19 protein-coding genes and 1 pseudogene are annotated in these 22,845 nt (G+C 66.6%); 13 read left to right on the top strand and 7 right to left on the bottom strand.

The genetic code is table 11. The features are described 5' to 3' along the window. Positions 1 to 33: 33 nt before the first annotated feature. A complete protein-coding gene (locus tag THSYN_RS04455; RefSeq protein ID WP_100922295.1) occupies positions 34 to 438 on the bottom strand; it encodes a DUF2384 domain-containing protein in 405 nt (134 codons plus the stop codon). 135 nt (positions 439 to 573) lie between these two features. Here THSYN_RS04455 and THSYN_RS34740 point away from each other — a divergent pair. The 4 genes and pseudogenes from THSYN_RS34740 to THSYN_RS37185 all read left to right on the top strand — a co-directional run. Then, positions 574 to 1,333: pseudogene (locus THSYN_RS34740) on the top strand (PEP-utilizing enzyme); the annotation flags it as partial. A gap of 130 nt (positions 1,334 to 1,463) precedes the next feature. Continuing rightward, on the top strand, positions 1,464 to 1,754 hold the full coding sequence (locus tag THSYN_RS04440; RefSeq protein ID WP_100918076.1) for a type II toxin-antitoxin system HigB family toxin: 291 nt from the start codon (positions 1,464 to 1,466) through the stop codon (positions 1,752 to 1,754). 3 nt (positions 1,755 to 1,757) lie between these two features. Beyond that, positions 1,758 to 1,985, top strand: coding sequence for a hypothetical protein (locus tag THSYN_RS04435; RefSeq protein WP_100918075.1), 228 nt, complete (start codon positions 1,758 to 1,760; stop codon positions 1,983 to 1,985). Beyond that, positions 1,951 to 2,430, top strand: a complete 480-nt coding sequence (locus THSYN_RS37185) for an SUMF1/EgtB/PvdO family nonheme iron enzyme (RefSeq protein ID WP_418219905.1) — start codon at positions 1,951 to 1,953, stop codon at positions 2,428 to 2,430. The genes THSYN_RS04435 and THSYN_RS37185 overlap by 35 nt, the downstream gene beginning before the upstream one ends. Positions 2,431 to 2,865: 435 nt before the next feature. Here the strand turns inward: THSYN_RS37185 and THSYN_RS04430 are convergent, their stop codons facing one another. After that, entirely contained in the window at positions 2,866 to 3,741 is an 876-nt protein-coding gene (locus THSYN_RS04430; protein ID WP_100918074.1) for an Rpn family recombination-promoting nuclease/putative transposase, read from the bottom strand. A 622-nt stretch (positions 3,742 to 4,363) separates the two neighbouring features. On the opposite strand from THSYN_RS04430, the gene THSYN_RS35165 reads away from it, so the two are divergent. Further along, positions 4,364 to 5,041: an RpnC/YadD family protein gene (locus THSYN_RS35165; protein WP_216644674.1), complete on the top strand. Its 678-nt coding sequence runs from the start codon at positions 4,364 to 4,366 to the stop codon at positions 5,039 to 5,041. Between the two features lie 283 nt (positions 5,042 to 5,324). Here the strand turns inward: THSYN_RS35165 and THSYN_RS04420 are convergent, their stop codons facing one another. Next, positions 5,325 to 6,335 carry an IS1 family transposase gene (locus THSYN_RS04420; protein ID WP_100918073.1) on the bottom strand — a complete coding sequence of 337 codons (1,011 nt, stop codon included), beginning with the start codon at positions 6,333 to 6,335 and terminating at the stop codon, positions 5,325 to 5,327. A 934-nt stretch (positions 6,336 to 7,269) separates the two neighbouring features. On the opposite strand from THSYN_RS04420, the gene THSYN_RS04415 reads away from it, so the two are divergent. Both THSYN_RS04415 and THSYN_RS04410 read left to right on the top strand, forming a co-directional pair. After that, positions 7,270 to 7,497: a DUF4351 domain-containing protein gene (locus THSYN_RS04415; protein WP_100918072.1), complete on the top strand. Its 228-nt coding sequence runs from the start codon at positions 7,270 to 7,272 to the stop codon at positions 7,495 to 7,497. Positions 7,498 to 7,529: 32 nt separating this feature from the next. Next, positions 7,530 to 7,808, top strand: a complete 279-nt coding sequence (locus tag THSYN_RS04410; protein ID WP_335582490.1) for a hypothetical protein — start codon at positions 7,530 to 7,532, stop codon at positions 7,806 to 7,808. Between the two features lie 245 nt (positions 7,809 to 8,053). Here THSYN_RS04410 and THSYN_RS04405 read toward each other — a convergent pair whose 3' ends face one another. The 4 genes from THSYN_RS04405 to nifJ all read right to left on the bottom strand — a co-directional run bounded on the left by THSYN_RS04405 (position 8,054) and on the right by nifJ (position 14,181). Then, positions 8,054 to 8,539, bottom strand: a complete 486-nt coding sequence (locus THSYN_RS04405; RefSeq protein ID WP_100918071.1) for a helix-turn-helix transcriptional regulator — start codon at positions 8,537 to 8,539, stop codon at positions 8,054 to 8,056. A 119-nt stretch (positions 8,540 to 8,658) separates the two neighbouring features. After that, positions 8,659 to 9,228 carry a DUF4124 domain-containing protein gene (locus THSYN_RS04400; protein WP_157817449.1) on the bottom strand — a complete coding sequence of 190 codons (570 nt, stop codon included), beginning with the start codon at positions 9,226 to 9,228 and terminating at the stop codon, positions 8,659 to 8,661. Between the two features lie 168 nt (positions 9,229 to 9,396). Next, a complete protein-coding gene (locus tag THSYN_RS04395) occupies positions 9,397 to 10,413 on the bottom strand; it encodes a dihydroorotate dehydrogenase-like protein (RefSeq protein ID WP_100918069.1) in 1,017 nt (338 codons plus the stop codon). Positions 10,414 to 10,581: 168 nt separating this feature from the next. Then, positions 10,582 to 14,181 carry a pyruvate:ferredoxin (flavodoxin) oxidoreductase gene (gene nifJ / locus THSYN_RS04390; protein ID WP_100918068.1) on the bottom strand — a complete coding sequence of 1,200 codons (3,600 nt, stop codon included), beginning with the start codon at positions 14,179 to 14,181 and terminating at the stop codon, positions 10,582 to 10,584. A gap of 347 nt (positions 14,182 to 14,528) precedes the next feature. On the opposite strand from nifJ, the gene rimI reads away from it, so the two are divergent. The 6 genes from rimI (at position 14,529) to THSYN_RS04360 (ending at position 22,816) form a co-directional block, all read left to right on the top strand. Continuing rightward, positions 14,529 to 14,990, top strand: a complete 462-nt coding sequence (gene rimI, locus THSYN_RS04385) for a ribosomal protein S18-alanine N-acetyltransferase (protein WP_100918067.1) — start codon at positions 14,529 to 14,531, stop codon at positions 14,988 to 14,990. Between the two features lie 148 nt (positions 14,991 to 15,138). Then, entirely contained in the window at positions 15,139 to 17,100 is a 1,962-nt protein-coding gene (locus THSYN_RS04380) for a methyl-accepting chemotaxis protein (RefSeq protein WP_100918066.1), read from the top strand. After that, positions 17,097 to 18,212, top strand: coding sequence for a chemotaxis-specific protein-glutamate methyltransferase CheB (gene cheB / locus THSYN_RS04375; RefSeq protein ID WP_100918065.1), 1,116 nt, complete (start codon positions 17,097 to 17,099; stop codon positions 18,210 to 18,212). The genes THSYN_RS04380 and cheB overlap by 4 nt, the downstream gene beginning before the upstream one ends. After that, a complete protein-coding gene (locus THSYN_RS04370) occupies positions 18,209 to 19,732 on the top strand; it encodes a CheR family methyltransferase (RefSeq protein ID WP_100918064.1) in 1,524 nt (507 codons plus the stop codon). The genes cheB and THSYN_RS04370 overlap by 4 nt, the downstream gene beginning before the upstream one ends. Positions 19,733 to 19,744: 12 nt before the next feature. Beyond that, complete coding sequence (locus THSYN_RS04365; RefSeq protein ID WP_100918063.1) at positions 19,745 to 22,030, top strand: hybrid sensor histidine kinase/response regulator; 2,286 nt, start codon at positions 19,745 to 19,747, stop codon at positions 22,028 to 22,030. Between the two features lie 423 nt (positions 22,031 to 22,453). Continuing rightward, a complete protein-coding gene (locus THSYN_RS04360; RefSeq protein WP_100922294.1) occupies positions 22,454 to 22,816 on the top strand; it encodes a response regulator in 363 nt (120 codons plus the stop codon). Positions 22,817 to 22,845 lie beyond the last annotated feature (29 nt).

The following is a 22,845-nucleotide window of genomic DNA, read 5'->3' as shown; positions in this document are numbered from 1 at the left end:
GGTATACGGTCACGGCCTCCAACTGGGTCAGAATCATCCCGCTGCCCCAGTGTCTAGGGACTCGATGTAGCGCAGCAGGTCTTCGGTGCGGCCTTCGCTCACGAGTTGCTCGGCACTCTTGTAACCGAAGGGCGGCAGGGGTTCGTTGCGGTACCAGAAGAGCGCTCGGTCCAGGTCCCCCGACCGGTCTGCCGCTGCGCGGATGATGCGCATCGCTTCGCGGAGGAAGCGTTGCACGCCTTCGGAAGCGGGCGCTCGATTGATGGTGTTGCGGTGAACGTGCGCCTGCGTTGCCAGGGTCTGGAGATCGATGCTGAGCACCTCGCTGAAACGCTTGGGGGAAAGGACGGGGGTACCGGCTTCCCGATCCCGCAGGAAGCCGAGAAAGCCTTCGAAGTCTCGGGTGAAGGCTGGAAGGGGATGGTTGACGGCTGTCATGGTTTGACTTTGATGGCGTGCGATCTCGATGCACTTATTATGCACCAACTTTGCAGCGGCAGTTGAGTCAGCTTCAACATTACCCCGGCCATGGCCAACGGCACCGCGGCCAACATCTGCACCATGGCGTTCGGCAAGAAGCAGGCGCTGCTCCGCGTCGCCCCCGAGAGCCTGGAGCAGCTGCTGTTCCCCCGTCTGGACCCCAAGGCCAAGGTCACGGCCGTCGCCTCCGGCCTGCCGGCCTCCCCCGATGCCGCCTCCGGCATCGCGGTGTTCGACGCCGACCGTGCCGAGATGCTCGGCAAGGAGCAGGGGTTCAAGGTTATCCTGGTCCGTGAAGAGACCAAGCCGGAAGACATCCACGGCTTCTTCGCCTCCGAGGGCATCCTGACCTCGCGCGGCGGCAAGACCTCGCATGCGGCGGTCGTCGCCCGCGGCATGGGCAAGTGCTGCGTGGCCGGTGCCGAGGGCATCCACGTCGATGTCGACAAGCGCATCGCCATCGTCGGCGACACCAGCTTCAAGGAACGCCCATGGCCTGACCGCACTGGGTGCGGCCATGACCCTGATGCAGGCCTCGGACAAGGTCCGCGCCGATGTCGATGGCCTGCGCCGCCAGCTCGACCCGATGCTGGTGGAAGAGGTCATCGTCAAGAAGGACAACCCCTTCGAGGTCCTGGACGAGAAGGGCCTGGGCAAGCTGATGGAACTGGCGGTCAAGTGGGGCCGCTCGGTCAAGTCGGACCTGCTGGTCGGCATCTGCGGCGACCACGGCGGCCACCCGGCGGCCATCGCCTTCTGCGACAAGATCGGGCTCGACTATGTGTCCTGCTCGGGGCCGCGCGTGCCGGTGGCGAGACTTGCCGCCGCTCATGCGGCCTTGCTGGCGAAGTAATAGGAGCCGGGACGTCTCGCCCCGGCGTCGGGGGCGGGACACCCCGTTCCCCAAGGCCCGCAGGTTCGGTTCCGGACCCGCGGGCTTTTTTGTTTCACCGACTATTGCGTGGAGTGGCTCAACCGCTATCATGCAGACCATCAGCCGCAAACGTCTGAACCTGTTCGCCGACCGATACCCGGACAGCAGGTCTGCCTTGGCGCACTGGTACAGCCTCGCCAAGCGGCACGATTTCTCGTCCTTCGTCGACCTGCGTAAGGTCTTTCCTGCAGCCGACCAGGTTGGCAAGCTGACCGTTTTCAATGTCGGCGGCAACAAGGTGCGGCTCATTGCCGCCATCCACTACAACTGCGCAAGGATCTATGTCCGTGCGGTGCTGACCCATGCGGAGTACGACCACGGCAAGTGGCGGGAGGAGTAAGCGATGCAGACCAACGAAATCACCGCGGCGCTCGGGTCCTGGCCGATGCTGTCGCCGCTGCTTTGCGTCCCTCATACCGAGGAAGATTACGAACACTTGGTGGCCTTCCTGGATCGTCTGATCGACGAGGTGGGCGAGGACGAGTCCCATCCCCTGGCGTCTCTGATGGAGATCGTGGGGGTTCTGATCGAGCGGTATGAGGACTGCGATGTACCTGAACTGGCAGAATAGCCCGCGACGGTCGAACGTGCAGCGGTTCCGCCATTGCCGCCGCGCTGCCCGCCCCGTCGCGGACCACCCTGCGGGCACCCGCTGGCGACGGGCGAAGGTCTGCGCAAGGCGCACCAGCGTCCCCGATCCGGCACTCGCGGAGATTGTTACAGGACCGCGCCCGGCGCCGGGGAACAAGCCGGGTAAGGAATGGATTGAGACGGTCACCGGCATGGCATTCCTCTGGGTGCCGCCTGGACGCTTTCTTATGGGTCTGGAACACTCGCAGGACAAGATTTACCGCGTGAATTTGACCCGGGGGTTTTGGTTGGGTAAGCATCCGGTGACTGAGCAACAGTGGCGTCGCCTGATGCCAGGGCGTCTGGGTAAGGGAGACCCTAAGACCAGGCATTATGGGTACCCCAGTTCATTTGACGATTACCCGATAAACTATCTGGGCTGGTAGGATGCCAAGCGCTATATCGATACCATGAACCGCCATTGCGGGGGTGGCTTTCGTTTCCCGACGGAAGCAGAGTGGGCGTTTGCTTGCCGTGCGAACCCGGTCAGCGAGGGGGCGTTCTCGCCTGAAGCGATCAAAGAGATGCGATCAAGAATGCTCTGGCGGGAACGTTTTCGGTCTTTTGACCGAAAGTAATAGCGCACTCCGGGATGCGGAAACCCGGGGCTGCCCAGGTAGGGCGGAACGCGCAGTGGTTCCGCCGCTGGATGATGAAGCGAGTGGATACTGTTAGGACTTGGCGTTCAGGGTCAAATCAGGCTCTCGTCGAGCGAATTGCTACTTTGGTCAATTTCTTGACATCGTTTCGTGATCGCTATGGTCACACGCGAAGCCGGGCAGAGCATTCGACCCGCCCGACACCTTTGGGAGCTGAGCGGTTTACCGCGACTGTTGCCGCAAGTCGCCGATGTCGGTCACGCTCAGGCCGGTGGCCGCCGCAATGGTGGCGTCGTCCAGGCTGCTGGATCGAATCAGGTTGATCGCGGTTTGGCGCAGCGCTTCTGCCTTGCCTTCTTCCCTGCCCTCTTCCCTGCCTTCCTCCCGGCCTTCCTCCCGCGCATCCTTGAGCAGGCTGCGCTCGTCGCGTAGCGCCCGCTCCCGCACGAAGGCGAGCCGGCGGGTCTCGGCGTCGGCACTCAGGTGTTTGAGCTTGTCCAGCGCCGCGCGGACGGGTTCGTTTGCGATTTGGGACATGGTCTGGTCCTCTTGCCAGTGTTCAAAGAGCGCAATCCAGGCGGCGAGTGCGCCCGTCGCCCGTTGGAGCCGATCGGCCTTGCGCAATTCGATCAGGTTCAGTTGCAACTCTTGACCGAGAGTAACCGTCGGGGTCTCGGCATCGCGCATCTCAAAGCACCAGATGGCTTGCTCCCGATGCGCCGGGTCTTGGAACAGATCGAAGTCGAGCAGGTGGATGCCGATAACTGGCTTGAGCCCACCATAGTCGTCGCCGGCCACCAACTGCCCGCTGACGAGCTTGGCCAAATAATAGGCGCTACGCGCACTCCAAGCCCGGTAGCGGCGGACCTGCATCTCGATATCGTATTGGACGCCGTCGGAGTCTTCGGCCAGGAGGTCAAGGACGATGTACTTGCCGCGCAACTCCTCCGCGTCGATGGTCGGGTTCTTGACCGTCACCCGCGCGATCGGTGCCGCCCGCGGGCGGATAGCGTCGATCAGGGCCGCGAGCAGCAAGGGTGCGTCAGCGAACAGGCGCTTGAAGACGTAGTCGTTTTTTGGGTCGAGTAGGTCGGACATGGTCGTCGGCGGTGCGCTTGACTCCACCGAGCATACCCCTTGCATCGGGGTACGGCAAATCAAGGAAGACAGCTGCGGTTGGGCCTAACGCCACTGCGGGCGACTCTGGCGGTCGGCCTGTTGCCGTGCCGGCCAGGAGACCCCGCGCCAGTTCCGGCATCCCCGGTCGGCACCAGGATCTCCGGTTTAGCGCACGCAGGAACCCAAGACCGTTTGCACTGACCGGTCGAGATGGAGAAGCAAGGCATCATCACCAAGGCGCAGGCCCTGTTGCGCGTCGCCCCCGACAGCCTGGGAATGATGACCAAGGCTGGCCGAGGTGCAAGGACGGCCGCCGCCCTGGCGAGGACAGGCCCGTCGATTGCTGCGCGGGGCTGGCGGGCGGTCAGGCGATGCGGCTAGACTGGCGCCAGCCTGCCGATCGGCATTCGCGGCACACGAGGCCACTCCCTGCGACTCGGCACCCAACGCGACGAAGGTCCGGCCCTGTGATCGCCGCAGCGGGTTCCATCTCGGGAGCCGCTCGCCGTGCGCGGGCGGGTTACAGCGACCCGCCCGACATGCGCACTCCGGGTCCGTTCCGGCAACCCTGTGCGAAACCTTGACGAAACCCGGGTAAGCCATGACTGACGACCGCGACCCCAATCCAAGCGAGCCCCGCGCCGCCGACTTCGATTCCCCTTGGAAGGAGGCAATCGACGCCTATTTCCAGCCCTTCATGGCACTGTTCTTCCCCACCGTGCACGACCGGATCGACTGGACCCGACCCTATGAATTCCTGGATGCCGAACTGCAACGGATCACGGGTGACTCCGAGATAGGCCGCCGCTATGCCGATCGCTTGGTCAAGGTCTACAGCCGCGAGGGGGCCGAACTGTGGCTGTTTCTTCACATCGAGGTGCAGGCCCAGGCCGACGCCCGGTTTCCCGAGCGCATGTTCCAATACTATTACCGGATCTATGATCGCTTCGGGGCGGTGGAGATCGTCAGTCTCGCGCTGTTGACCAACGACCGCGCGGGGCCCGACTCCGGTGTCTACCGCCGCGAACACGACGGCTTCGGTGTACGCTTCTGCTTTCGCGTCCAGGCGCTGCCGGACTGGAACGAGGACGAACTCACCCGGCGCGCGGAGATCAACCCATTCGCCGTCGTTGCCCTGGCCCAACTGGCAGCCCATCGACGCGTCGGAGACCCTGAGCGCAAGGTGCGCAAGGGCGAAATCATCGCCCTGCTGTACCGCTACCGCTATGCCCGCGACGACGTGCTGATGCTCTTGCGCTTCATCGACCCTCAACGCTAAGTGGAATGGACCCGCCTTCTGCTAAGAATTGGGACCCACCCCCTAGTTCCCAACCATCTGCGCTAAACGAAAAGATCCCTCTAGACCGTCCCCAGCTCCCTGCCTACAATGACTGTTCGTAGGCCGGTCCGTGAGCGCGTGTGCACCGGTTGAAGTCTGGCGCTGCTGCCGCCGCTATTTTGGCCTTGACAGGAGTCAGTCCGCCAAAGGATTATTTGCAGATAGGCGCTGCGGGCACTGGTTCAGTTTGGTTCTTCCTTATCCTTATGTTTTTGTAGTATTTTTATAACCTGGGCTGTCGAACTCTAAGGACCTCATCCCACGAGAGTCCCTGCTGGAGAATCCCCAGAGCCACCGCAGGAACCTGTTTTGTCGTGAAGTGGCTGCGAATAAAGTTATGGACAATCCACAACATATCCAATGTTCTTTGCAAACCAGAAATGCTCTTCGCGTACGTATTCGTTCGGCGGCGATAAGCAGAATTCTTTCGCCGAAATGAAGCGTTCGATGCTTCCAAATGATTAGCATGAATATCGGCTGGCGTCACATCTTGATCGGTTTCTGGATGCTCCGGATGAGGGGTTTCGTATTTGGGACGCGAGTGCCCCGTTCTATCAGTTCCTTTCCCTTTATTCTTAAGGCGCACCTTCACACCGCGACGAAGCACTTTCGGTGGGCGGCCGCGTTTTCCGGTTCGCAATACTTCGTGGCAAATTTCAAACAGGAGATTGCCATACCGACGTTCCCCGTCGGTGACTAGAGTGATATCGCCAGTACGCAGGATGACATCTCTAAGTATTTGTATGGCATATGAAAATAGGCTGCGATCCTTTTTCCCGCACTGAAGCGCCCAGATAAATCGACTTGCCCTTTCCATCAGTACGATCGTCCAGCCTTCACAATCCTCCGGGGGGACATTCCTATTCACTTTCGTATAAAGCTCATCACCTTCGATCAGTTGCTCAATAAAGGTGTGCGTCAGGGCATATATGACCAGCACATCCTTGCAATCGGCCAGGCGACGCTCCCATAGGAGCAACGTATTCTTCGCAATCGCGAAGGCCCGGCAGGCGGCGTTCAAGCCGATCCCCTCAGTGCGCGTTTTGAGCACTTGAATGATGAAGCTGGTCGGTTTCCTGAGCCCCTCGATAAGGGTGGCTTTGGTCTCGGAAAAGAGCCTATTGCAACTTTGACATCGCCACAGCAAACGCGTACCGTTATGACCGGTTTGATACGTCTTGTGATGCCGACAATTCTGTGAATTGCAATGAGGGCATGTCCATTGTCCGTTCAAGAAGTTCTCACTTATTCAAAAAGTGACGGAAACCCGCGCCGAACTAGATATATTACATATATTTCAATGTCTTGTAAACAGGAATTAAACTGAACCAGTGCCGCGCTGCGGCCGAGGGTTGATGGTGTTGGCGCGCGCCAACACGGGCGGCACCCGGGACTTGAATGTGGCTTTAGGTCGCTGTCCATCGCCGGGAATTGGCTACCTACCACATCCACCGCGGGATAACCACCAGGACCGCGCGCTGGCCCATTTGCGGCGATTCATCTTAGCGTGTGCGACTTGGGACACCCGAACCACGGTGCCGAAAACGCACACCGCTGGGCATCAGATCGCTACCGCTTAGCAAAAAATATTTATTTGCAATATCTTATGTTCTGCGTTATCGCAGCATGATGAGCGACTGCCTGGTCACCTGCCAGGATAGGCCGAAGTTCTGGTATTAGTTGCCGACGTTATCTACCAACGATCGGCAGGCTTGGCCAGGCAGCGATAAGCATCGACAACAAAGCCTCGCTCACTCAGTCCCAATCTCGACTTCACGCAGTGGTAAGCGCTGCTCCGCAAGCCCTGGTCGAAGCGCTGCTCCACCACCTGCGGCATCACCGCATCACACCGTACCCTGACCGGCCGTCCATGCGCCCCGCTGAGGCGCCGGTCGAGAGTCCCTCCCGCCCGCTGACTCACTCCCGGAGTTGGGCCTTCCGTCGTGGTCCGGTTTCTTGGGAAACCCGACCACGACGGCGGCGGTCTGTCGTGCCCGCAACCAACCCATCGCCGCAGTCATCCAGTGCGCACTGGGTGGGTCCGTTTTCTTTAGCGTAAGTGGGTCCGTTTCGGTTAGCGTCGAGGCATCGACTGGCTGATCCGCCTGCCGCGCCCCCTGGAGCTTGCACTGCGTCAAGAACTGGCTGACTTAGAGGAGCAAACCAAGATGTCTTATGTCACGAGTTGGGAACGGTTCGCCCGCGAGGAAGGGCGCGAGGAAGGCGTACAGGAAGGCGAGGCCAAGGCCGTGCTGCGACTGCTGCAAGTCAAGTTCGGCCCGCCGACACCGGAGGTCGAGTCCCGAGTCCAAGCCGCCGAGCCGGCTCAGTTGGACCTCTGGCTGACGCGCATCCTGAGCGCGGCGACCCCCGAGGACGTGTTCGACGCGCCTTAGCCGCCGAGGTCCGGTCGTGGTCGCCGGACGGCTTGGGCGGCTCGGAGTCAGGCAACCGCGGTGGCGACTCCGGCACCGGCGTGGGCTTCACCCGCGACCCCGGCACCGGCGAGAACGTCCTGTACGTCAAGAAGGACAACCCCTTCGCGGTCCTGGACGAGAAGGGTCCGGGCAAGCTGATGGAACTGGCGGTCAAGTGGGGCCGTTCCGTCAAGTCGGATCTCCTGGTCGGCGTCTGCGGCGAGCACGGCGACCACCCGGCCGCCATCGCCTTCTGCGACATGATCCGGCTCGACGATATGTCCTCCTAGGGTCCGCGTATGCCGGTGGCGAGACTTCCCGCAGCCCATGCGGCGCCGCTGGCGGCGAAGGCCTGATGAGGGACCGGCTCCGGGCCTGATGCCCGGGGCCTGAAGACCCGGGAGCGGTCGAGATACCGCCCGCGTATCCGCAAGGATGCGCGGGCAGTGGCGTCTTGGGGGCGGCGCGGGCTTGACCGCCGCCCCCGCCCAAGATACCCGCCGTAGCTGCGCCGCACCCTCAGCCCCTCGTGTGCTCAACGCCTTTCGGCATCACGGATTAATGGACGTATCCCCGAACCGCCGACCCCCGCCATCAGAATGCGCTCGCTGACGCTGGCCGCGCTATGGCCGCTGTGCGCCAGCACGGCGCGGATACCTGAGCGCAAGGGGCCGACGTAGGGCGACAGCAGCCCGGGTTGCATCTGCTCGAGCAGGCGCTCGCTGGCGAGCAGGGCATAGAGTTCGCTTTCATTGAGCCAGAGTCCCGGGAGTTGGAACCCGGCCTCGGTGCTGCGGTAACGATAGCCGTTGGTGGCGCGGTCGTATTCGCTCGGCGCGCCCATGAAGTCTTTCATGTAGGCCAGATCGCGTACCACCGTGGCCCGCGACGTATCCAGCTCCTCTTGCAGCCGCGCGAGCGGGCGCGGTTTGTCATTGCGCAGGGCGTGCAGTCGGAAGATGCGTTCGGTGCGGTTCAGGGGTGAGTGATAAAGTGCGCTAAACGCAGCCGCCTTGCCCACGGCGCAGCACTTCAGACGCCGCTGCCCGAGCCGGTGCTCGACTTCGCTGTCTCCAACCAGGTTTGGCTTAATTGGTTGCTGGTCGTAGCGAAGTTAGAGAGTGGTCTTGGTTCGATCACCTAATTGCTGCGTCGCCAAGTACCCGACTCTATTCGATATCTCTTATTCCACTCTGCGGGCGTATCCAGCATCCCCGGGGGCCGATCGGAGTCGGGATCCGGAGTGTGCAGTTTTTTCTGCAATTTCCGGATCTCCGCTGTCTTGGCAGCGATTTGCTTATCGTATTGGGAGAAAAGGTCCCTGATCTGATCGCGTAACCACCGATTGCGCGAAACTGCGAAGGCATGGTAAACGCGGTCACCACCTTCGGGGACCCATTGTTTTTCATAGACACTGATCTTTAAGTCCCTTTCCTTGATATAGGCATTGATGTCATCTTCCGCGGTCGCAATGCTCGCTTTGTTTATACGATCATCAAGTTTCGCAGTGACGGTGTCGTACTGCTCACTGATACCCGGCTCCCGGGCTGCCCCAGCGTCGATGGGCGGGATGGGTGACAAGTTGGTGGTAGTGGCGTCGGGGGAGCAGGGCCTCTGACTGAATTCCGGGCGCCCATTGTCATCGATACATTTATACACTTCGGCTGCGTGCAATGGGTGTAACAGGAAACCGCAGAGCAGGGCAAGCAATCGGTGTTTCATTGTTTCGGATACTAACCGAGCGACGCCGGTTGCGCCAAGCCACCACCGCCTTGATTAGGATCTGCGGCAAAGGCAGGGACCGCGCTGTGCGCGGTCCCTAAGGCGGCGGCGACCCATCCCTATCGTACCGCCTGCAACCGCCGGCGGCGCCGCCTGCTAAACCATCACCCCCGCCGAGAAACTGAAGCTGTCGAGGACGTTCACATAGTTCGCCCGCTCGAATTCGGCGGGGTTGGGCACGGCGAGCGCGCTGACCCGGCCGCGGAAGTCGTCGAGCGATTCGAAGCCCTGCTCCTCCATCCATTCGGTGAGGCCGCTTAAGATGTGGGACAGGTGCCCGGGGCCGCGGCTGAGCAGTGAACTGCACAGGTGGACCACGTCGGCCCCGGCCAGCAGGAGCTTGATGGCGTCTTCGGGCGTATGCACGCCGCCGGTGGCGCCGAGCGAGAGTCCGTCGATGCGCCCGTAGAGCATGGCAATCCAGCGCATGGCGAGCAGGGCATCGGCGGAGGTGGAGGGTTGCAGGCTGGGCTGCAGGCGCAGGCCCTCGATGTTGATGTCCGGCTGGTAGAAGCGATTGAACAGCGCCACCCCGTTGGCCCCGGCGGCGGCCATCTGCTTGATGGTGTTGCCGAGTGAACTGAAGGCGGGGGAGAGCTTCATGTTGATCGGCAGCGCGACCTGGCCGCGCAGTTCGCGCAACAGGGTGAGATAGCGGTCTTCCACCTGGGGCCCGGTCTGCGCGATATCGCCCGCGATGTAATAGACATTGAGCTCGAGTGCGTCGGCACCGGCCTGCTGCAGGTCCTTGGCGGCGCTGATCCAGCCGCTGGGGGTGACGCCGTTGAGGCTCGCGATCACCGGGATGGCCAGCGACTCCTTGAGACGGCGCACGTTCTCCAGATAGAGGTCGAGACCGTTCTCGAAGTCGCTCCAGGCGGGCAGGAAGCCGGCCTCGGCCTCGCCGAAGCCGGTGTCCTGGTGGTGGAGGAAGCGCACCATGGATTCGGATTCGGCGGTGACCGCCTCCTCGAAGAGCGACCACATGATGACGGCAGCGGCGCCGTTGTCTTCCAATTCACGCGCCATCGCAATGCTCCGGGTGAGCGGCGAGGCGGAGGGGACCAGGGGGTTCTTGATGTCGAGGCCCAGGTATTTGGTAGTCAGGTCCACGGCAATTACTCCGAAGTGGGTGTGATGAGGGTTAACCGCAAGGGAGGCAAAGAGCGCCAGGGCTGCGCAACGGGCTGTCGGCGGGACCCCGGACCCGGTTCGCTGTCGGGTGCGCCGGGGGTCTCGTCGGCATGGGTTGCGGGCCTTGCGCCTTTGCGGTTGGCTTTCTTATTCCTTGGGCTTGGCCCCTTCCGTGACGCCCGCCTCTTGCACCGCGAGGTGCGCAAGCTGTTCATAGAGCTGGAAGCGGGTCTTCACATGCTTCTGCGCCAGTTGCAGGAAGTGCTCGGCGGCATCCGGGTGGGTGCGGGTCAGCACCGAGAAGCGGGTCTCGGTGTTGATGAAGTCCCGGTAGGGGATGCTCGGCGCCTTGCTGTCGATCAGCAGCGGATTCTCCCCGGCCGCGGTGCGCCGCGGGTCATAGCGGAACAGGCCCCAATGGCCGGAGTTGACCGCCAGGTCCTGCTGGCGCAGGTTGTTTGACAGATCCACGCCGTGGGCGATACAGGGGGCATAGGCGATGATGACCGAGGGGCCGTCATAGCTCTCGGCCTCCAGGAAGGCGCGCACGGTCTGCACGTCCTTGGCACCGAAGGCGACCGAGGCGACATAGACGTTCTGATAGGCCATGGCCATCATCGCCATGTCCTTCTTGAATGACGCCTTGCCGCCGGCGGCGAACTTGGCGACCGCACCCATGGGCGTGGACTTGGAGTTCTGGCCGCCGGTATTGGAATAGACCTCGGTGTCCAGGATCAGCAGATTGACGTTGCGCCCGGAGGCCAGGACATGGTCCACGCCGCCGTAGCCGATGTCATAGGCCCAGCCGTCACCGCCGATGATCCAGACGCTGCGCTTGACGAGCTGTTCGCAGATGCCCTCCAGGATGCGCGCCTCGATCCGGTCGATCCCGGCCAGGCGGGTCTTGAGCAGGGCGACGCGCTCGCGTTGCTCGAAGATCCCGGCCTCGGTGCTCTGATCCGCGGCGAGCAGGGCCGTGACCAGTTCAGTACCGATCGGCTCCGCCAGCGTCTTGATCAGTTCCCGCGCCTGCTCCACCTGCTTGTCGACCGCGAGCCGCATCCCCAGCCCGAACTCGGCGTTGTCCTCGAACAGCGAGTTGTTCCAGGCCGGCCCCCGGCCGTCCGGGTTCTTGCTGTAGGGGGTGGTCGGCAGGTTGCCGCCATAGATCGATGAGCAGCCGGTGGCGTTGGCGACCATCATGCGGTCGCCGAAGAGCTGGGTGGCGAGCTTGATGTAGGGGGTCTCACCGCAGCCCACGCAGGCCCCGGAGAACTCGAACAGGGGCTCGAGCATCATCGCGTGCTTGATCTTGGTCGGGTCCAGTTCGCGGCGATCGTACTCCGGCAGGGTCAGGAAGAAGTCCCAGTTGGCCTGCTCGATGGCGTGACGCTCATGGGCGTCCACCATGTTGAGCGCCTTGTGGTTGGGGTCCTTGCGGTCGCGGATGGGACAGACGTCGACGCACAGCCCGCAGCCGGTGCAGTCGTCCGGGGCGATCTGGTAGCTGATGTGCATCCCGGCGGGGAAGTCCTTGCCCTTGATCTGGACGTGCTGGAAGGTGGCCGGGCCATCCGCCGTCAGCGCCTCCGGGAAGACCTTGGCGCGGATCGCGGCATGGGGGCAGACCAGCGGGCACTTGCCGCAGTGGGTGCACAGGTCCCGATCCCACTCGGGGAGCTTGAGCGCCAGGTTGCGCTTCTCGTACTTGGTGGTGCCGGTCGGCCAGGTGCCGTCGACGGGCATCAGGCTCACGGGCAGGCTGTCGCCATGGCCCTCGATCAGGCAGGCGGTGACGTTGCGGATGAACTCAGGCGCGTTGCCCGGGACCGTCGCCGGGCGGTCGAAGGTGCTCGTCACCTGGCCCGGGACCTGCACCTGATGCAGCCCCGCCAGGGTCGCATCGATCGCCTGATAGTTACGGTCGAGCAGGCGCTGGCCCTTCTTGCCGTAGGTCTTCTTCACCGCATACTTGATGTGCTCGATCGCCTCCTCGCGCGGCAGGATGCCGGAGATGGCGAAGAAGCAGGTCTGCATGATGGTGTTGATGCGCCGCCCCATGCCGGTCGCCTCGGCGATGCCGTAGGCGTCGATCACATAGAAGCTCAACTGCTTGTCGAGAATCGCCTGCTGCATGGTGCGCGGCAGGTCGTTCCAGACCCGATCCGCCGGGGTGGCGGAGTTGAGCAGGAAGACGCCGCCGCGGCAGGCGTGGTTGAGCATCGCGTAGCGGCTGAGGAAATTGGGCTGGTGACAGGCGACGAACTTCGCCTCGTCATCGCCGACCAGGTAGTTGCTGTGGATCGGGTTGGCACCGAAGCGCAGGTGGCTGATGGTGACCGCGCCAGCCTTCTTGGAGTCGTACTGGAAATAGCCCTGACCGTAGTTGGGCGTCTCCTCCGCGATGATCTTGATCGAGTTCTTGTTGGCCGAGACGGTCCCGTCCGAGCCCAGGCCGAAGAACACGCAGGCGGTGACACCGGGGGCGTCGGGGCGGTAGCTCGGGTCCCAGGTGAGGCTCAGGTGGGTCAGGTCGTCGTGGATGCCGATGGTGAAGTTGTTCTTGGGCGTGTCCTTCTTGAGTTCATCGAAGACCCCCTTGACCATGCCCGGGGTAAACTCCTTGGAGGAAAGTCCGTAGCGCCCGCCGATCACCCGCGGCATGGTGGCCATGCGCCCGTCCGCCAGCGCCTGCGCGAGACCCGTGACCACGTCCTTGTAGAGCGGCTCGCCGTCGGCGCCGGGCTCCTTGCAGCGGTCCAGCACCGCCACGCGCCGGGCGGTGACCGGCAGGGCCGCCAGCAGGTAGGACGGATCGAAGGGGCGGTAGAGGCGCACCTTGATGAGCCCGATCTTCTCGCCGCGGGCGACCAGGTCGTTCACCGTCTCCTCGGTGGCGCCGATCCCGGAGCCCATGATCACGATCACCCGCTCGGCGTCCGGCGCCCCGGCATACTCGAAGAGGCTGTACTGACGGCCGGTGAGTTGGGCGAACTTGTCCATGGTCTGCTGGACGATGGCGGGCACGGCCGAGTAATAGCCGTTGACCGTCTCCCGACCCTGGAAATAGACGTCCGGATTCTGGGCGGTACCGCGCAGGATCGGGTGGTTGGGGTTCAGGGCGCGGTCCCGGCAGGCGCGCACCAGGTCCTCGTCGATCATGGCGCGGACCGTCTCGACCGACAGGCGCTCGACCTTGACCACCTCGTGGGAGGTGCGGAAGCCGTCGAAGAAGTGCACGAAGGGGACGCGGCTCTGCAGGGTGGCGGCCTGCGCGATCAGGGCGAAGTCCATCGCCTCCTGGACCGAGGCCGAGGAGAGCATCGCAAAGCCGGTGGCGCGGGTCGCCATCACGTCCGAGTGGTCACCGAAGATCGACAGCCCCTGGGCCGCCAGGGCGCGGGCCGCCACATGGATGACCGCCGGGGACAGCTCACCCGCGATCTTGTACATGTTGGGGATCATCAGCAGCAGGCCCTGGGAGGCGGTGAAGGTGGTCGCCAGCGACCCCCCTTGCAGGGCGCCGTGCAGGGCCCCGGCGGCGCCCGCCTCGCTCTGCATCTCCACCACCGACGGCACCGTGCCCCAGAGGTTCTTGACCCCCTGGGCAGACCACTCGTCCGCCCATTCACCCATGTTCGATGAGGGGGTGATCGGGTAGATCGCGATGACCTCGTTGGTCATGTGAGCGACATAGGCGACAGCCTCGTTACCGTCGAGGGTGACCAGTTCAGCAGATTGCGACATCGCTTGCTCTCGTAAGTGTGGAAGGACCGGGGCGAGGGGGCGGACGACGATCCACGTCCCCCAAAAATTTGGTGGGGAACTATAAACCGAAAGTCGCCCGCGGGGGGCGCCGTCGCACGCCGGTTCGGCGGAAAATTGCAGGCTGGCGCGATCTTTATCCGGTGGCTTAAGGTGCGCACCGGTCACCGCCGCGGCCGTCGTGCCGCGCCAATCCGCCAAGACGCCAAGATGCAAAGAACGACAACACCGTGCCCGCGCTCTTCCAGACACCCGGCGGGCCACTCGCCCACCGCCGTTGATCAGATTGAAAACAATGGCTTATTGGCCTGTCAACAGGCCTTCCCAGGATGAACGCCGCCGTGGACCCAACCCTGCACCTGCGTCCCATGCAAGCCCCCGATCTGGACGCGGTGATGGCGTGCGAGCGGGCCAACTACGAGTTCCCATGGCAGGAGGAGGTCTTCGTGGAATGTCTGCGGGTGGGCTACAACTGCTGGGTCGCGGAGCTGGGCCGGGTGGTGGTCGCCCATGGCGTCATGTCCGTGGGGGCCGACGAGTGCCACATACTCAATCTCTGCGTCCATCCGCACTTACAGGGCCTGGGCTACGGGCGGCGGCTGCTGCGGCGGCTCCTGGGGCTCGCCAGGCGGCGCGGCGCCGACACCGCCTTCCTGGAGGTGCGGGTCTCGAACCAGGGCGCCCGCGGGCTCTATGCCGCCGAGGGCTTCTGTGAGATCGGCACCCGCCGCGGCTACTACCCCGCGCGCAACGGGCGGGAGGACGCGGTGGTGCTGGCGTTGGCCCTGTGAGCCCGCGAGCGCCGACAGCCGGGCCTGAAGCCCGGTCGCCGCCGACGCGGCCCGGACCGGGGAGGCGTACCCGATGTCGCCGCTCCCCATGCCCGGCGGGCGCGGATCGCTTAGACTTACCGGGTCCCCCCGAACCAAGGCTGCCACGATGTTCAAGAACCTGCACCTCTGGGCCAACATCATGCTGGGCATGGGGCTCGCGATCCTGCTGGCGATCGGGGGCCTGAGTTACGCGAGTCTGCTCGGGCTGCGGGCGGTGGTGCGCGAGGCGGAGCGGGCGGAGTTGCACCAGTCGATGGAAAGCCTGACGGCGGCGGTGGCGGGGCAGGCGCGGCTGGCGGAGACCCTGAGCGCGCTGGTAGCCAACCTCCCGGAGGTGCGGCAGCGCTTCGCGGCAGGCGACCGGGCCTGGCTGCAGGCGACGCTGCTGCCGGCCTATCAGGTCCTGGCGAAGGACTACGGGGCGGTGCAGTTCCAGTTCCACACCCCGCCGGCCACCTCCTTCCTGCGCCTGCACCTGCCCGAGAAGTTCGGCGACGACCTGTCCGCGATCCGCCACTCGGTGGTGGATGCCAACCGGACCCGCAAGCCCCAGGAGGGTCTGGAGGTCGGGGTTGCGGGGCTCGGGGTGCGCGGCATGGTGCCGCTCGGCGAGGCCGACCGGCACCTGGGCGTGGTCGAGTTCGGGATGTCCTTCGGCCAACCCTTCTTCGACGCCTTCAAGGCGCGCTTCGGGGTGGATGCCGGCCTGCATGTGCTGCGCAACGAGGCCTTCGAGACCTTTGCCGGGACCCTCGGCAAGCGGCCGCTTCTCGACGCGGCGACGCTGCGGGCGGCCCTGGCCGGCACACCCCAGTTTGAACAGATGCAACAGGACGGCCGACCGCTGGCCGTCTATGCCGCCGTCATCCGGGACTACTCGGGCGCCCCGTTGGGGGTGGTGGAGGTGGCCAAGGACAGTTCGACCTACCAGGCGGCGGTGCGCGCCGCCACCCGCGAGGCCTGGCTGATCGGGGGTCTGGCGCTGCTCCTGAGCCTGGCGATTGCGCAGTTGACCGCGCGCCCGCTCAGCCGGCGCATCCGCGGCCTGGCCGCGGGGGTGGAGCGCGTAGCGGCGGGCGACCTGAGCCGTGATGTCCCGCAGGACGGGCACGACGAGTTGGCGGGGCTGGCGCGGGCTGCCAACGAGATGCGCCGCCGCCTGCAGGTGCTGGTGACCGAGGTCGAGACCCAGGCCGGCGCGGTCCACCGGGCGGCCGAGGACATCGCGCAGGCGGTCGACGGGCAGGCGGCCAACTCGACCCAGATGTCGGCATCGGTGGCCGAAATCACCTCGACCATGGAGGAGTTGTCCGCCTCCTCGAGCCAGATCGCCGAGTATTCGGAGTCGGTGGTGGGGGTGGCGGGGCGCACCTTCGACAGCAGCCGCGAGGGCGCCCAGGCGATGCAGCGGCTGGTGACCCGGATGGCGGACATCGGCGGGGACAGCCAGCGGGCCTTAAACGAGATCCTCGACCTGGGCCGCAAGTCCAAGGAGATCTCCCGGGTGATGGAGATCATCGATACGGTGGCGGATCAGACCCGGCTGATCGCCTTCAACGCCGCCCTGGAGGCCGTCTCCGCCGGTGAGGCCGGGCGGCGCTTCGGGGTGGTCGCGACCGAGATCCGGCGCCTGGCCGACTCGGTGAGCGAGTCGACCGGGGAGATCGCCCGCAAGGTCGCCGAGACCCAGGAGTCCATCAGCCGCCTGGTGGTGACCTCCGAGAAGGGCACCGCGGGGATCGAGCAGGGGATGCAGGAGTCCGCCGCGACGGCGCGGCTGCTCGACACCATGGTGGACGGGGCCGGCGAGACCACCCGTGCGGCGCAGCAGATCAGCCTCTCCAGCCAGCAACAGCGCACCGCCAGCAACCAGGTCGTGATGGCCCTGCGCGAGATCGTCGCGGCCAGCGCCGACACCGCCGCCTCGGTGCGGCGCATCGCCGACATCGCCGCCGAGATGGCGCGGCTCGCCGCCGCGCTCGATGAGCGCATGGGCCTCTTCACGCTGGCGCCGGCGCACACCGAGCCGCCGGGCCAGCCGAATGCTCAGGCGGCGGCTTCGCCATGAGTCTGCCCCCGGTGCCGGCGCCGGTCCGGGTCCTGGTGGTGGACGACAGCGCCACCGCCCGGGACCTGATCCGCGCCCTGATCGAGGACGACCCGCGCCTGACGGTCTGCGGCGAGGCGGCGGACGGCCGGGCGGCCGTGGAACAGGCACAGCGGCTGCGGCCCGCGCTCATCACCATGGATCTCAGCATGCCGGTGCTCGATGGGTTGGGGGCCATCGCCGAGATCATGGACCAGTGCGCGACCCGCATCCTGGTGGTCTCCGACTGCGCGGATGCCGCCCATGCGATGGCCGCCGTGGCCGGCGGCGCCCTGGACGCGACCTACAAGCCCGGCCTGACCGATGGGGCCGCCTTTACCGATCGGCTCTATCTCCTGTCCGGGGTCCCGGTGATCCGGCATCTGCGCGCCCGCGGCGAGACCGGCGGCCCGGCCGCGCGGACCCTCGGCGCGCCCACCGTCCCCCCCGCCCGGCCGCCGGACCCGGGCCGCGCGCCGACCCCGCCGGACGGCGCCGTGATTGCCATCGCCGCCTCCACCGGCGGGCCGGCGGCCCTGGCGGCCTTGCTGCCGGCCCTGCCCGCGGGGCTCGCGGCCCCGGTGCTGATCGCCCAACACATCTGCGACGGCTTCGCCGCCGGCATGGCGGCCTGGCTGACGACCCTGTGCCGGCTCCCGGTCGGCCTCGCCCGCGATGACGAGGTCCTGCTGCCGGGCCGGGTCTATCTGGCCGACTCCGCCACCCATCTGGACCTGCTGCCGGGGCGCCGTCTGCGCCTCTCCCCGTGCGCCGCGAGCGATCTCTACCACCCGAGTTGCGACCGGCTCCTGTGTTCGGTGGCCGCGGTGGTCGGCCGCCGGGCGATCGGTGTCATCTTGACCGGCATGGGCCGCGACGGCGCCCGCGGCATCGCCGCCATCGCCGCCGCCGGCGGCACCACCATCGCCCAGGACGAGGGCAGTTCGGTGGTCTTCGGGATGAACCGCGAGGCGATCGCAAGCGGCGCCGTGGCGCGGGTGCTGCCGCTGCACGCGATCGCCGCGGAACTGGTGCGACTGGTCGCGGCCGGACCCGGGGTCGCCGCCGGTCGCGACCTGGGGCTCGAGGCGTGAACCTGGAGGCCGCCCGCGGGCTGCTCCAGGTGCGGCTGGGGCTGCGCTTGGAGGGCCAGGACGAGGCCCGATTGCAGCGGGCGGTGCAACAGCGGATGACGGCGCTGGGGATGGACGCCGGCCCCGCCTATCTGGCACAGCTGCACACCGACGCGACCGAGCTTACAGCCCTGGCCGGTCTCTTGACCATCAAGGAGACCTATTTCTATCGCGAGCCCCAACACCTGCGCCTGCTCACCGGGCACCTGGCCCCGCTGCTGCTGCGCGGGCGCGCCGCGGGGGTACCGGTGCGCATCCTCTCGGCGGGCTGCGCGACCGGGGAGGAGCCCTACTCCATCGCCATCGCCTTGCGCGAGCGCTACGCGGCATCGGCGGCACGGCTGTTCCGCATCGAGGCCGTCGATCTGGACCCCCAGGCCATCGCCAGCGCCCGCGCCGGCCGCTATCGGCCCTACGCCTTACGCGCCCTGGACCCAGACCTTAAGGCACGCTGGTTCACCCCGGCGCCCGACGGCACCCACCAGGTCACCGAACCCATCCGCCAGGGGGTCGCCTTTCGCCCCTTGAACCTGGTGGCCGACCCCTATCCGGACGCCTTGCACGGCCAGGACCTGATCTTTTATCGCAACCTCTCGATCTATTTCGACGCGGCCACCCGCGCGGCGGTGCTGCGCCGACTGCGCACCCTGTTGCGACCGGGCGGCTACCTGATCGTCGGCCTGGCCGAGACCCTGGCCAACGGCTTCGGGATCTTCGCCCTCTGTGAGCGGGAGGGGGTCTGGTACTTCGCCAACGCAGCCGCGGAGGCCTCGCCCCCGCCCCCGCCGACGCTGCCGACCGCGGGTCCCGGCACCGCGGACCGCTGTCCGCCCCCCGTCGCGCCCCCGGCGCCCGCGATGGTGCCGCTTCCCGCCGACCCGGGTCCCGCCCGCGATACCCTGCCCCAGGCCGCCGGCGTCCCCGCGCCGATCCTCGACGAGGCACGCCGGGAGGCGCACCGCTCTGACCACGAGGAGTCCTACCGTCAGGCCCTGGCCCTGGCCCGGGCCGAGCGCTTCGCCGCCGCCCTGGAGGTCCTGGCCCCGCTGTGTGCCGCGCCGCGGGCGCTCCCCCTGCACCTGCGGCTGCTGGCCCAACTCCTGCTCGAAGGCGGCGACCAGGAGGGGGCGGCGGCGGCGGCGCGGCGGGTGTTGGCCCTGGATGCCTGGTCGGTGGATGCACTGGTGCTGCTCGGGCGCATCGCCCGCGCCCAGGGCGACCTGGGGGAGGCCGTCGCCCACCTGCGCCGGGCCATCTATGCCCGTCCGGACCACTGGCCGGCCCATCTCGAACTGGCCCAGTGTCGCGCCGCCGACGGCCATCCCGAGGCCGCCCGCCGCGAGTACCGGATCGCGCTGCGGCTCTTGGGGGAGGCGGGTCCGACAGCGGATCAGACCGGCCCTCTGCCCGCCGCCCTGCCCGTCGCCGACCTGCGGCACCTGTGCCGGGCGCGCCTGGCGCGGCTCGGCGAGCCGACTTGAGGCAGGCCCGCCATGGCCCTGGACCTGCGCAAGTTCATCGACCGCTTCTGCGGCGAGGCGCGCGATCATCTGACCCGGCTGGAGACCGGGCTCGCCGCGCTGGAGGGGGCGCCGGACGACCCGGAGGCGGTGAACGCGCTCTTTCGCTCCGCCCACACCATCAAGGGCTCGGCGCGGATGCTCAAGCTCTCCGGCATCTGCGAGACGGCCCACCGGATGGAGGACCTGCTCGGGGCGCTGCGCTCCGGCCAATACCGCCCGGAGCCCGCCGGCATCGGCCTGCTGTTGCAAGGGGTGGACGCCATCGCCGCGCAGCTCGATCGGGTCGCGGCCGACGGCGGTGACCCGCCGGCGGACCCAGCCCTGTGTGCGGCCCTGGCCAGGGCGGCGGCGGGTGCAGTTGCGCCGACGGACGCGGCCGAGACACCGGCAGCCGCGCCGGCGCCCACTCCGGCACCGACCCAGCCGTCGCCAACTCAAGCGCCCGCGCGGCCGGCGCAACCGGCGGCGGCCGCCCCCGTTGATCGCCCGCGTGCCCGCGAGAGCGTGCGGGTGCCGCTGGCCCGGCTCGATGAGCTGATCCGCCTGATCGGGGAGGTGAACCGGGTCCAGGCCAGACAGCGGCGGCGCCTCGCCCAGGCCCAGGCCCTGGACCGGACGGCCCAGGCGCTCGCGTCCGCCGGGACCCCCGCGGCGGTGGGGCGGCCTGATGAGACCCCGGCCGAGACCCCGGCCGAGACCCAGGCCGAAACCCAGGCCCAGGCCCTGCATCACCTGGTCCGCGGCCTGCGCGACGACCTGCTGGCCCAGGAGCAACTCGCCGCCGGGCTCAACGAGCGGGCGCTCAAGCTGCGCATGTTGCCGCTGACCACGGTCTTCGAGCCCGCCACGCGGATGGTCCGGGAACTGGCACGCGCCGCGGCCAAGGAGGTTCGGTGCGAGGTCCAGGGCGGTGAGATCGAACTCGACCGGCAGGTCATCGAGGGCCTGGGCGAGGCCCTGGTGCAGGTGCTGCGCAACGCCGTCGACCACGCCCTTGAGGACCCGGCCGGGCGCCGGGCCGCCGGCAAGCCGCCGCTCGGACAGGTGCGCATCGCGGCGCGTCATGCCGGCGGCGGGGTGGAGGTCGAGGTGAGCGACGACGGGCGCGGCCTGAACCGCGAGCGCATCATCGCCCGGGCGCTCGCCAAGGGCCTGATCGACCCGGCCCGGGCGGCAGCCCTGACCGACGATCAGGTCTGGGAGCTGATCTACGCCCCGGGCCTGAGCACCAGTGAAATCATCACCGACCTGTCCGGACGGGGGGTCGGCATGGACGTGATCCGCCGGACCATCGGCGCGGACCTGCACGGCACCGTCTCGCTGGTCAGCCGCCCGGGCGCGGGCACCAGTTTCACCTTCAGGCTCCCGCTATCGCTCGCGGTGATGCGCGTGCTCCTGTTCGAGAGCGGCGGTCAGCGCTTCGGTCTGGCCGCCCAGCATGTGGTGGAGCTGATCCGGGTGGGTGCGGATGACACCGTGACCCTGGCCGGGCGGCCGGCCCTGGTGCTGCGCAACGAGTTCGTGCCGCTGATCCCCCTGGCGGAACTGCTGGGGCTGGCGCCGCGCCCGGCGGGACCGGACCACCAACGGGTCACCGGGGCCGCCGCCCTGGCCGTGGTGATCGGGGTGCGCCAGGCCAAGCTCGGTCTCCTGGTCGAGCGCCTGGTCGACGAGCGCGCGATGGTGATCAAGCCGCTGCCCGAACACCTGCGCGGGGCCGGGTCGGGTACCGGCCTGGTCGCCGGGCTCGTGGTCACCGACGACGATACACTGGTGAGTGTGTTGCAGGCCGCGGGCCTCCTGGACGCGGCGCGGCGTGCCCGCGGCGCGGCGGCCGCCGCGGGGGCGGCCCGCGCGCGCACCCATGCGGAGCGGGCCGCGCCCTGGCAGGTCCTGGTGGTGGACGACTCGCTCAATACCCGCGAGATCGTCAAGGAGGTGCTCGAGGCCTATGGCTATCGCGTCACCACGGCCGAGGACGGGCTCGCCGGCTGGCAGAAGGCCCTGGGCGGGCGCTTCGACGCGGTGTTGACCGATGTGGAGATGCCCGGCCTGGACGGCTTTGCGCTCACCGCCCGGCTGCGCACCAACCCGCACTATCAGACCACGCCGATCGTCATCATTACCTCGCGGGAAACGGAGCAAGATAAGCGCCGCGGGATCGAGGTCGGCGCCGACGCCTATATCGTCAAGGGTGACTTCGACCAGGCCGGCCTGCTCGACACCCTGCGCAACCTCCTGGGTGAACAGGAGTGAACCGAAGCCCAGTACCGCGAAGATCAAATCTCCGATACCATTTGAAAACAACCCTGATTGGAGGAAAGGTGATTAGCGCCGAAACTCAGCCAGCCACCACGGCCTGGCGATGTCACGCCCCTTCAGGGCTAGTATCCTTGACAACAAACCACCCAGGGCGTTGCCCTGGGCTGGTATGTCGCGCCCCTTCGGGGCTTGAGGGTCGCCGCGATAGCAGGTATTCCCGGCGCACGAAACCCAGGCGTCTGGGCGGGAGAATTGACCCCAACGGGGTCACATATACCAGCCCAGGGCAACGCCCTGGGTGGTGCCCAGGAATACTCTTAGCCCTGAAAGGGCGTGACAGCCGACCGCGGGGCCGCGGAAACCTTCACCCAACCGTCGGGCTCGCCCCGACCGCGCCAGACACCCGAGGGCCAGCCCTTGAACATACTGATCGTCGATGATGATCCGCTGGCCGGCGAGTTGGTCGCGGCCCTGCTCGAGGACCTGGGCCACGCCTGCCGCTGGGTCGAGAACGGACTTGAGGCCCTGGAGCGACTGGCCGCGGACGCCGGGATTACGCTGGTGATCTCGGATCTCAATATGCCCCTGATCAGCGGCCTAGACCTGTTCGGGGAACTGCGCGAGCGCGGTCACATGCAGCCCTTCATCCTCCTGACCGGGGACGACCCCGCGCCCATCGCGGCCCGGACGCCGGGGCTCTGCGCGGTGCTGATGAAGGACGAGGCACTGGAGGAGTCGCTCCCCGCCCTGGTGGAGGGGCTGGCGCGGCGCGGCGTGTAGACCTGGTAAAGAGTCAGAAACGGGTTAAA

Origin of the sequence: Candidatus Thiodictyon syntrophicum, assembly GCF_002813775.1 — a bacterium.
Classification (GTDB): Bacteria; Pseudomonadota; Gammaproteobacteria; order Chromatiales; family Chromatiaceae; genus Thiodictyon; species Thiodictyon syntrophicum.
The sequence above is the reverse complement of the archived record's forward strand: the minus strand, read 5'-3'. Positions and strand labels throughout refer to the sequence as shown.

Excerpts from the sequence above, each read along its gene's own strand:
- THSYN_RS04455 (WP_100922295.1), bottom strand. The coding sequence starts at position 438 with ATGACAGCCGTCAACCATCCCCTTCCAGCCTTCACCCGAGACTTCGAA.
- THSYN_RS04440 (WP_100918076.1), top strand. The coding sequence starts at position 1,464 with ATGCAGACCATCAGCCGCAAACGTCTGAACCTGTTCGCCGACCGATAC.
- THSYN_RS04435 (WP_100918075.1), top strand. The coding sequence starts at position 1,758 with ATGCAGACCAACGAAATCACCGCGGCGCTCGGGTCCTGGCCGATGCTG.
- THSYN_RS37185 (WP_418219905.1), top strand. The coding sequence starts at position 1,951 with ATGAGGACTGCGATGTACCTGAACTGGCAGAATAGCCCGCGACGGTCG.
- THSYN_RS04430 (WP_100918074.1), bottom strand. The coding sequence starts at position 3,741 with ATGTCCGACCTACTCGACCCAAAAAACGACTACGTCTTCAAGCGCCTG.
- THSYN_RS35165 (WP_216644674.1), top strand. The coding sequence starts at position 4,364 with ATGACTGACGACCGCGACCCCAATCCAAGCGAGCCCCGCGCCGCCGAC.
- THSYN_RS04415 (WP_100918072.1), top strand. The coding sequence starts at position 7,270 with ATGTCTTATGTCACGAGTTGGGAACGGTTCGCCCGCGAGGAAGGGCGC.
- nifJ (WP_100918068.1), bottom strand. The coding sequence starts at position 14,181 with ATGTCGCAATCTGCTGAACTGGTCACCCTCGACGGTAACGAGGCTGTC.
- rimI (WP_100918067.1), top strand. The coding sequence starts at position 14,529 with ATGAACGCCGCCGTGGACCCAACCCTGCACCTGCGTCCCATGCAAGCC.
- THSYN_RS04380 (WP_100918066.1), top strand. The coding sequence starts at position 15,139 with ATGTTCAAGAACCTGCACCTCTGGGCCAACATCATGCTGGGCATGGGG.
- cheB (WP_100918065.1), top strand. The coding sequence starts at position 17,097 with ATGAGTCTGCCCCCGGTGCCGGCGCCGGTCCGGGTCCTGGTGGTGGAC.
- THSYN_RS04365 (WP_100918063.1), top strand. The coding sequence starts at position 19,745 with ATGGCCCTGGACCTGCGCAAGTTCATCGACCGCTTCTGCGGCGAGGCG.